Below are 10689 nucleotides of genomic sequence, written 5' to 3' on the forward strand. Positions count from 1 at the left end.
TTATAGCCCATAACATCGGTACCTTCGTATCACTCAACCCCCGTAAGGCCCCCGCAGCAACAACCTGGCACCCATCAACGAGTTGGAAAAGAGCAGCAACCGCTAGATAGGAAACAGCAAGCCCAAGAGAAATTTGGGTCTCAGGTGCTTCCAAATCCAGATAAAACCCGATAAAAAATTTGGGTGCCAACCAAAAGGCAAGACAGGTTGTGATCATAAAACCTGTTCCGATGACGATAGAGACCCACCCCGCTTTTTTAATACCTTCGGGGTCATTCTTACCCAAAGCTAGACCAACACGAATTGTTGCCGCCTGACTGATCCCCAGCGGTACCATAAAAGCAATAGATGCACATTGTAGCGCAATTGCATGAGCAGCCAGTTCGTTTGTGCCAAGCCACCCCATCAATATAGTTGCTGCGGCAAACAATCCTGTCTCTGCCGTCAAGGTACACCCGATTGGAAAACCAATACGAAAAATTTCTTTGAATCGCGCCCAGTCAGACTTCCAAAAACGGACAAGGATTGCGTATCGTTTGTAACGCTTATGCGTCAGGATATATCCAAGTATCAACGAGAACATGACTACATTGACAAAAGTAGTGCTAATCCCAGCCCCTGCCAGTTCTAAACGGGGGAAACCCCAATTTCCAAACATCAGGGCATAATTACAGATTGCATTCACCACAATACCAATAATGGTAATGTTTAAAACCACGGTTGTTTTACCATGAGCAGACAACAAACACCTTAAAACAAGAAACAAAAATGACGGGAAGAAATTCCAAACTGCAAACCGAATATATCCCTGGGCCAACGCGGCATTTTCCTCTGTCTGATCAAGTAAGAGAAAAAATAGCTCTGCATTCCAAATCAAAGCGGTAAGAAACGCGGCAATAACCAAAGAAACCCAAAAACCCTGACGCGTGGTTCGACGAACTGATTTAAAATCACGCGCCCCAATTGCCTGTGCCATCATAGGCGCAACCGCCGTAATAAGACCGATGCCAAATAGAAGGAATGGGCTCATCAAACTGGTGGCCAGCGTCCCCGCAGCCAGAAATTTAGGGCCCAACCATCCCATCATAATTACATCAGTGGTAAAGAGAGCCATCTGCGCCACCTGTGCAATCACAAGTGGCCAAGCAAGATGAAAACTTGCTTTGACTTCATCTGTCCACCCGATAGAAGGCGGCAATGGCTGGCCAGAAGCCTCAGGGGCTCTGCCTGCTAAAAGTCCGGTTGACATTATACGGATCCCAAAATTGAAGTTTGCCAACGCACGCAGCCGATTATGCGGCTGTTCGTCGCCCCAGAAGGTATGGCAAACTTTACTCGAAGAAGGATACCCTAGCTTCTTGAAAGAAAGTTGTATAGAGCTTTTGTTAAGTTACTTAAAGTCGCGGTACCTGAAAGCCAAAAACCTACCGAAGAGGCCTAGGCAATTGATGACGAGGACTTTGCGACTTCCTGTCCTAAGGCACTCATCGCTTTCTTAAAGATACCGTCTGCATCCAGACCAGCCTGCTCTAATTGTTTCGCAGGACTATCATGATCAATAAAGATATCCGGCATACAGACAGGACGGAATTTCAACCCATTATCAAACAAACCTTCGTTTGCAAGTAAATTGGACACAAGCGAAGAGAATCCACCAATAGAACCCTCTTCCACTGTCAGGAAAACGTCATGATTAGCCGCGAGGTCTTTAACGAGATCCGCATCTAGTGGTTTGGCAAACCGTGCATCCGCCACAGTTGCACTAAACCCATGAGCCGCAAGTTTATCTGCAGCTTCCAGACAATCTGCAAGGCGTGTACCCAAAGCAAGAATAGCAACATGCTTTCCTTCGCGAAGAATACGTCCTTTACCAATTTCCAGAACCGTACCTCTTTCTGGCAACTCAACTTTACCCGTGGCTTCCCCACGCGGGAACCTGATCGCACTCGGCTTATCATTGATGGTCGCAGAGGTCGCCACCATATTCATCAGCTCCAACTCGTCTGATGGTGCCATAATGACCATATCCGGAAGACACCCAAGATACGCAAGATCATAACTTCCCTGATGCGTAACACCATCAGCACCAACCATGCCTGCCCGATCAATAATGAACCGTACAGGTAAGCTTTGAATCGCAACATCATGAACGACCTGATCGTAGGCACGCTGCAAAAAGGTTGAATAGATTGTTGCGTAGGGTTTATAGCCATCACAGGCCATGCCTGCACAAAAGGTAACGCCATGCTGTTCAGCAATACCAACATCAAAGGTCCGATCAGGAAACTCTTCCTGGAACAAGTTCAACCCCGTTCCTGATGGCATTGCCGCTGTCATAGCAACAACTTTGTCATCGTGTTTGGCTTCGGCAATCAGGGCCTTGGCAAAAACATTCTGGTACAGAGGTGCCTTTGGCGGTGTTTTTTCCTGCTTGCCGCTCACCACATCAAACTTGGAAACGCCATGGTATTTATCCGCAGCCATTTCTGCGGGCTCATACCCTTTACCCTTTTGCGTTACAGCATGGATAAGGACCGGACCATCAAAGCCGCAATCTCGAACATTTTTCAGAACAGGTAACAGGTGAGAAAAATCGTGCCCATCGACAGGCCCGATATAGAAAAAACCCAGTTCTTCAAACAGGGTTCCACCTGTGAAAAATCCGCGCGCATATTCTTCTGCACGTTTGGCAGCGGTCTCAAGGCGCGGTGGAAATTTACTGATAATTTCTTTCGCCAGATGGCGCATGGATTGATATGGCTTGGCAGAAATTAGTCGTGACAGATACGCACTCAGAGCACCCACGGGTGGTGCAATAGACATATCGTTATCATTCAGGATCACAACCAGTCTTGAATTCATGGCACCGGCATTGTTCATGGCTTCATACGCCATACCTGCGGTCATGGACCCATCACCAATAACCGAAATAACGTTATTGGTTTTACCCGCCAGATCACGTGCAACGGCATAGCCAAGACCTGCAGAAATAGAGGTCGAACTATGTGCCGCGCCAAATGGATCATAAATAGATTCTTTACGTGTGGTAAAACCAGATAGTCCACCACCCTGTCTGATCGTACGCAGTTGATCACGACGTTCCGTCAGAATTTTATGCGGATAACATTGATGCCCAACATCCCAAATCAATTTGTCATCCGGGGTATTAAAAACATGATGAATAGCAACAGTGAGTTCAACCACCCCCAATCCGGCGCCCAGATGGCCTCCCGTGCGTGAGACGGCATCGATCATATCCAGACGCACTTCTTCGGCCAGCTGTGGCAGCTGGCTTTCATCCAGCTTTCTTAGATCAGCTGGATTATGAACTGTGTCCAACAACGGGGTCTGACGATTGTGCCCGAACTGACTCACCCTTATCTCCATCACATCTTTTCTCAAAAACTGTTACACAGATCTGAGATAATTTCATATTTCTCGACAGCCAGCCCCAAAGTATAATTCCCTTTGAGTTAACAATTCCATAGGAACAGACAAGGACCTAACGTTTTGTGTTAAGACCTACGTTCTACTATAAATGTGGCCGTATCGCGAAGTAACTGCGCCTTTCCTGCGAAAATATCAAGTCTAGATTTTGCAGAATCAATTAATTCATTGGCCTTTTTGCGCGCATTTTCCAATCCTAACTGACCGACAAATGTTGCTTTGCCCGCGTCACTATCAACCCCTGTGGGCTTACCCGTTTCTTCAGGTGTTGCCTCGTGGTCGAGTAAATCATCAACAATCTGAAAGGCCAGTCCAATATCTTCCGCGTAAAGGCTAAGTGCACGGTGTTCCTCTGGCTTAGCATTTCCCAATATCGCACCAGCCTCACAGGCATAGCGAATTAAGGCTCCTGTTTTAAGTGCTTGTAAGCGGGTGATACCTTCTAAATCCAGATTTGCCCGTGACGGAGACAGGTCAATCATTTGCCCCCCAACCATACCTTTGGCGCCTGCAGCAGCAGCCAAGCCAGATATCAGCTTCAACCGGATAGCCATATCGGGGTGCGTCATTGGGCCTGCGATAACGGCAAAAGCCTCCGTCAACAATCCATCACCAGCCAAGATAGCCGTCGCATCATCCCATTTTTTATGGACAGTTACCTGCCCACGCCGCAGATCGCTATCATCCATTGCCGGAAGGTCATCGTGAACCAGACTGTAACAATGAACCATCTCTAACGCAGCGGCGACCTGTAATGCATAGGTCTTTTCAACGTCAAAAAGTTTGGCCGTTTCCATGACCAGAAACGGACGCAGCCGTTTTCCACCACCCAGCGCGCTATATCGCATAGCATCAACGACTTCACCTTCGGGTGTGTCTACTGTCGGCAAGAGCTCAGCAAGCTTTTCTTCTACGGCACGCGCACAGTTTGTCAAAGCGAGGGAAATATCAGACATGGAAATACTTATCGATTACAAATCCAGATGCGACAAAAGACATATACCTATTATGATACATCAAAGGGTTCGGTGCGTGGTTGTCCATCCGGACCCATTGCAATTTTTTCAATTTTTTCCTGAGCTTCACGAAGCTTAGTTTCACAATGAGCCTTCAACTTAGCGCCGCGATCATAAGCATCAATTGCTTCGTCCAGTTTGCCTTCGCCCTGTTCTAGACGCTCAACAATTGTCTTTAGCTCTGCAAGAGCAGCTTCAAAGCTCATGGCATTGATATCGGCTAAGTTTTCAGCAGGTTGCGTATTTTCCATAGAGAAACCTCAAATTACAAATTCTCCTGCACTCTACGTGTTAAGGTGTCCGCAAACAAGGGTAAGTCTCGCTTCTTTGTGCTTAATTCCTAGCGAAAATTTGTGCACAATTTTCCGTAGCTCCCCCAGAAAAACACTCTACGAAAATTCCCTGCAAAAAATGATACAGAGCTAATCTGTTGCGTTCATCAATGCCCGGACATGCAAAGCAACAGATCTTGAAAGGGCGTGAGTATTATACCCTCCCTCGAGAATTGAGACGAGGCGCCCATTACATAGCTCTTGAGACAATTCTACAATTCTCCGGCTCACCCACCCAAAATCTTCATCTTCCAGATTCAAAGACGCAAGCGGATCTTCTCGATGCGCATCAAATCCAGCGGACACAATGATAAAATCGGGTCCAAAATCCTGTACCCCCGGGAAAATTTTATCTTCCATTACCTTGCGAAACTCATAGGAACCAGCGCCACTCGGCAAAGGGCAGTTCATAATATTACCTGCCACGCCAATTTCCCCCTCACTGCCTGTACCGGGGAAAAGAGGGGACCCGTGTGTTGATCCATAAAACATATCCGGATCATTCCAAAACACATCCTGAGTGCCATTGCCATGATGAACATCAAAATCAATCACAGCTATCTTCTTGATCCCATGTTCATTTTTGGCCTGATAGGCACCAATAGCCGGATTACAGAACAGGCAAAACCCCATAGCACGATCACGCTCAGCATGATGTCCCGGTGGCCGGCTCAGACAAAAAGCGTTATCAACCTCGCCATTCATGACAGCATCAATCGCTGCGCAAATACCGCCCGCGGCCCGCAATGCCGCCTCACCAGAATCTTTACAAATAACGGTATCACCATCTATGGCAACATACCCCGTATCAGGTATGGCTTGAAAAACACCATCTACATGACTTTTTGTATGTGCCCATAATAGTTTGGCCTTATCTATAACCGGGGCTTCACGCCGATCCAGTGCATCAAAATCTGCTTCGGATAAAACGCTCAGGGTTTCTTTAATTCTAAGCGGAGATTCAGGATGATGAATACCCGTATCGTGCAGAAGGCTGACCGGATGATAAAAAAGCGCCGTCGTCATAAATATTTCCTCAAAAGAATGCTATGCACCGAAGAAGCGTATAGGGACCAATTCACCATTTTCCTAAATAGATATAACATTATTTTAATCGAAACGACGGAAAAATCAGAATTGTACGTTTAAAAGAACGACGGGTAATCAGATCTTTACCTGACACCCAAAATGTAATTTTATAATTTTATATTATGAGGAACTCTTTACAGATCCAGAAACAATCAACTACAGTACAAAAAGAGAACAGTGCCGTATTTAGTGGATGTTCGCCTACTTTCCTATAATGTCGCCAGTGGTGTTGTGCTATTTAACAGCAACCATTGAGTTGAATCGTTTCAAATTTTGACCAGACGATCGGGTTTGGTTTCATATCGGGAGGCCGGTTTGCGCCAGCTGTTTGTCACTTCTTTTCTTTTGATCACCGCGAGCTTGATGATCGGCCCCATGCCTGCTTCAGCACAACAACCTTCTTTGGTTGGTGTTGATAAAGTACGTATTGAATCTATGAATCAAACGGTTCCTGTAATTGGCCGCTTAGTTGCACAACAAACCGGCAATGTCGCAGCACGCATAGCTGGCCCCGTGGATGAATTGTTGGTTGAGGTCGGCGATAAGGTCAGCAAAGGTCAAATCATCGCTCAATTAAACGCGGCAACACTTAAAGCAGACCGGGATCTTGCCGCCAGCGAAGTTTCGGCAGCCAAAAGTAAGATGGGAACTTTTCAAGCACGCCTTAAGCTGGCTAGCCAAGATCTGAAACGTTTGGAAAAGCTGAAAACGTCCGCAGCGTTTAATAAATCCCGTTACGAAGATGCCATTCAAAACAGTTCGATTGCGAAAGCAGAAGTATCTCAAGCCCGTGCAGATATCAGCACAGCGCAGGCACGCCTTCGCCGCGCCGAGATTAATCTAGCCTATACAGAGATCAAAGCGCCCTACGACGGCGTCATAATGACAAAGGAAACTGAGACTGGTGCCTATGTTGCTATTGGTGCCCCTGTTGTCACGTTGCTTTCACAAGAAAGTCTGGAGATTGAAGTTGATGTACCGGCGCGACGCCTTGCTGGTTTAAAAGCTGGTATGGAGTTCACCCTTAGCCTGGAAGATGGCACCCCACTTATCGCAAAAATCCGGGCGATTTTACCACGTGAGAACCCCCTGACTCGTACCCGCCCTGTCCGACTAACAGCGCAATTGCCAAATCAGGATAACCTTGCCAATAACCAAAGCATTACACTCTTGGTACCCGCAGGCCCCCAAAGAGATGTCGCGACAGTCCACAAAGACGCAATTATCCAAAGCCCCAACGGTCCCATGGTCTTCCTTAATGCTGAAGGGCGCGCACAACCTCGTCCTGTGCAATTAGGGCAACAGGTTGGCGAACGTATAGAAGTGATCTATGGCCTAAAAACCGAGGATGAAGTCGTGATCCGTGGGAATGAAAGACTTTTCCCCGGGGTTCAGCTTAAAATTAACGGTGCAGAACCACCTGTCGAAGAAAATGGTTCAAAAGAGCAAACGGAAGAACAGGCTCCTTCTAAAGAAGTCGATCAAAGCGAGGGAGCCTCGTAATGAACCTTATTAAAGTTTCTATTGAACGCCCCATCGCGATCATATCTGCGGTGATCATGGTCGTTCTTTTCGGGGCTGTGGCCCTTCAGCTAATTCCCATCCAGTTGACACCAGACGTTAACCGTCCGGTTATCACAATAAGAACCAACTGGGCAGGAGCAGCCCCGGCAGAAGTCGAACGTCAGATTATTACAGAGCAGGAAGAAAAACTGAAAGGTTTGGAAAACCTGCACAGCATGACCAGTAATTCATCTTATGGGTCCGGACGTGTTACATTAGAATTTAACGTTGGCACAGATATGGGCAAAGCCCTTCTGCTAACTGCGAACCGATTAGATAGAGTTGGTGGCTATCCAGATGAAGCAGATGAACCCACGCTTGATACTGCCGGTTCAGAAGACAGCCCGATTGCTTGGTTTATATTGACCAGAAAAGACGGCAACACCGCCCCGATACATAGCTATGGTGATTTTGTTGAAGACATTATCAAAGATCGAATTGAACGTGTATCCGGCGTAAGTGGCGTCAATATTTATGGCGGTAGTGAACGTGAGATTGAGATTGTTATTCTGCCCGAACTTCTTGCGCGATACGGCCTAACCGCAAGCTCTGTTGTCAGTACGCTAAGAGATGCCAGCTCATCAATATCAGCTGGTGATGTCGAGGAAGGAAAAAGACGTTACATTGTAAGAACAGAAGGCGAGTTGAATACCTTAGAAGCCGTTAGAAACGTTGTTTTACGCAGTACACAGGATTCCTTTAGCGGTAATGTAGCGCGTGTGACTGTCAACGATATTGCCCGCGTAAATTTCAGCTACAAAGACCCAAGTGCTAAAATTCGTATGTTGGGTAATGCAGCAATGGCATTCAATGCCACTCGGGAAACCGGGGCGAATGTTATTGCAACAATGGATGGCATATATCAAGCTATTGAAGATCTAAATGCCGGGGCGATCCCAGAAGCAGGGTTGAAGCTCGAACAGGTTTATGACGAGACGATCTATATCAATTCAGCGATTGATCTTGTGCGTCAGAATATCTGGTTCGGCGGGGTGTTGGCCGCGATTATTCTTTTGATCTTTTTAAGGTCCGTCCGGGCAACCGTTATTATTTCCATGGCCATTCCTGTATCTGTTGTGGGGTCGTTTGTTGCCATGGCAGCCCTTGGAAGATCTATCAATGTAATTTCTCTTGCAGGTCTAGCCTTTGCCGTTGGTATGGTGGTCGATGCAGCTATTGTTGTTCTCGAGAATATCTTTCGCCTCAAAGAAGAGGGTAAATCACCTGCTGTCGCCGCTTATGAAGGTGCCCAACAGGTTTGGGGGGCGATCCTTGTCTCTGCACTGACAACCGTAATGGTCTTTATTCCCATTATGATTATGGAACTAGAGGTCGGGCAACTCTTTAGGGATATCGCGGTTGCCATATCCGTATCAGTAACTTTGTCTCTTATCGTTTCTATCACCGTTATTCCAGCTTTATCCAGACGCTTCTTGCGTGATCACGATACAGATGGCAGTGACACGGTAAAACGTATTCCCCTGCCCGGGATTGATCAATTTGGCTCTGGCTTTGTAAAATTTGTCATGGGTTTCCAAACTATCGTTGTCCGGAAAAAGATTGTTGCCGTTGCATTGGTTGGTGCGGTGACAGCCGTTGCATCATTCGGCACGTGGAAATTCTTACCAAAGCTTGAATACCTACCGGAAGGGAACAGAAACTTAGTATTCGGGGTCATCATTCCTCCCCCTGGATATAATTTGGATACAATGACATCAATCGCCGTTGGTGTTGAAAACTCTATTCGTAACCTGTGGGCAAGCGAAACAGGCCCGGAATCTGAACCCGGCCAGCCCCCAAAAATGGAACGGTTTTTCTTTGTCGCAACCCGTTCCAATACTTTCCTTGGTGCGGTATCTGTTGATGGACAACGGGTTGCGGAACTCATCCCCGTCCTTCAGAAGCCTGTTTTTAAAGAACCCGGTACCTTTGGATTTATCAATCAACCTTCTTTGTTTGGACGTGGCATAGGCGGGGGACGTAAAATAGATCTGGATATAGCAGGATCAGACCTTAACGAAATTCTTGCCGTCGCAGGACAGGCAACCGGAAAAATGTTATCCGTTTTCCCCGCAAGCGAAGGTAATCAATTCCGCCCAAGACCAGGACTTGAGCTAGGTGCCCCTGAAATACGTGTATTACCCGACAGGACAAGGTTAGCTGACAACGGATTATCCGTAAATGAGCTTGGCACTTCAATTGATGTATTTAACGACGGACTAAGAGTGGCAGAAGTAACCGTTGGTAACAAGCGGCTAGACCTAACCCTAAAAGGCCCAGACAAGGGGGTAACCCAGACTCAGGGTATCGCAAGCCTTCCGGTTGTTACATCTGATGGCACAATCGTTCCCGCCTCCAGCCTTGCTGAAATTATTCTGACGGCAGGACCAACTGAAATACGTCACCGAGAACGTATGCGTACGATTACCCTAGAGCTACGCCCTTCTGCCGGTGTTCCTTTGGAACAAGCACTGGATATACTTCAGGCTGAAGTAATTGGGCCAATGGAAGCTGCTGGTTTGCCGAGTGATGTTAAAATGAGTCTTAGCGGAACAGCTGACAATCTGGCACAAACTTGGGACGCTATGGTCCTCAACTTGTTACTCGCGATTGCCATTGTTTATCTGGTCATGGCTGTTCTCTTTGAAAGCTTCCTCTATCCATTAATTATCTTGCTTGCAGTTCCCCTTGCTACTGCGGGTGGCGTGGCCGGACTTGTTTTCCTCAACACGATTATATTCCAGCCTTTGGATATGCTGACCCTTCTTGGGTTTGTCATTCTTGTCGGTATTGTGGTGAACAACGCTATTTTGGTCGTGCACCAAACTCTTTACCACCTGAGAGTAGAAAATTTACCCGCGCAACAAGCGATCCTCGAGGCTACGAGAAATCGTATTCGCCCGATTTTCATGTCCACCCTTACTTCTGTTGTAGGCATGTTACCACTCGTTCTCGTGCCCGGCGCGGGATCAGAACTCTATCGTGGCTTGGGATCAGTTGTGGTCGGCGGACTATCCTTGTCCGCGGTTTTAACCCTGCTGATCATCCCACCAATGCTGGCTTTGATGGAACGTACTCTTGAGAAAGATCGCCTCCATAATCAGGAGCTGAAAGCAAGGCCCGGACTGGCGGAAGCAGCAGAATAAAAATTCTCAAACAAACTTACTCCCAATACAGAACGAATGGGAATTCACAAAAAAGGCCCTTGGAAAACTCCAAACGCCTTTTGTCTAAAAACGGTT

Annotated in this window: 7 protein-coding genes; 2 read left to right on the forward strand and 5 right to left on the reverse strand. The window is 47.1% G+C overall.

Translation table 11 applies throughout. From position 1 onward, the window contains the following. From Q0241_RS17660 to Q0241_RS17680, 5 genes are all read right to left on the reverse strand, one after another. The coding region (locus Q0241_RS17660) for an MATE family efflux transporter (RefSeq protein WP_299380087.1) at nucleotides 1-1249 on the reverse strand (1249 nt) is incomplete at its 3' end. A 188-nt stretch (nucleotides 1250-1437) separates the two neighbouring features. Then, entirely contained in the window at nucleotides 1438-3375 is a 1938-nt protein-coding gene (gene dxs, locus Q0241_RS17665) for a 1-deoxy-D-xylulose-5-phosphate synthase (RefSeq protein WP_299380090.1), read from the reverse strand. Nucleotides 3376-3515: 140 nt separating this feature from the next. Then, nucleotides 3516-4403, reverse strand: coding sequence for a polyprenyl synthetase family protein (locus Q0241_RS17670; RefSeq protein ID WP_299380093.1), 888 nt, complete (start codon nucleotides 4401-4403; stop codon nucleotides 3516-3518). Between the two features lie 50 nt (nucleotides 4404-4453). Further along, a complete protein-coding gene (locus Q0241_RS17675; RefSeq protein WP_299380096.1) occupies nucleotides 4454-4714 on the reverse strand; it encodes an exodeoxyribonuclease VII small subunit in 261 nt (86 codons plus the stop codon). Nucleotides 4715-4885: 171 nt separating this feature from the next. Beyond that, complete coding sequence (locus Q0241_RS17680; protein ID WP_299380099.1) at nucleotides 4886-5821, reverse strand: histone deacetylase family protein; 936 nt, start codon at nucleotides 5819-5821, stop codon at nucleotides 4886-4888. Between the two features lie 378 nt (nucleotides 5822-6199). Here Q0241_RS17680 and Q0241_RS17685 point away from each other — a divergent pair, with 378 nt between their 5' ends. Further along, nucleotides 6200-7387 (forward strand): efflux RND transporter periplasmic adaptor subunit, encoded by a 1188-nt coding sequence (locus Q0241_RS17685; protein ID WP_299380101.1) that lies wholly within the window; start codon nucleotides 6200-6202, stop codon nucleotides 7385-7387. Then, nucleotides 7387-10593 (forward strand): efflux RND transporter permease subunit, encoded by a 3207-nt coding sequence (locus Q0241_RS17690; RefSeq protein ID WP_299380104.1) that lies wholly within the window; start codon nucleotides 7387-7389, stop codon nucleotides 10591-10593. Before Q0241_RS17685 ends, Q0241_RS17690 begins: the two co-directional genes overlap by 1 nt. The last annotated feature ends 96 nt before the right edge of the window (nucleotides 10594-10689 follow it).

Origin of the sequence: uncultured Kiloniella sp., assembly GCF_937128705.1 — a bacterium.
In the GTDB taxonomy this organism is placed as follows: domain Bacteria; phylum Pseudomonadota; class Alphaproteobacteria; order Kiloniellales; family Kiloniellaceae; genus Kiloniella.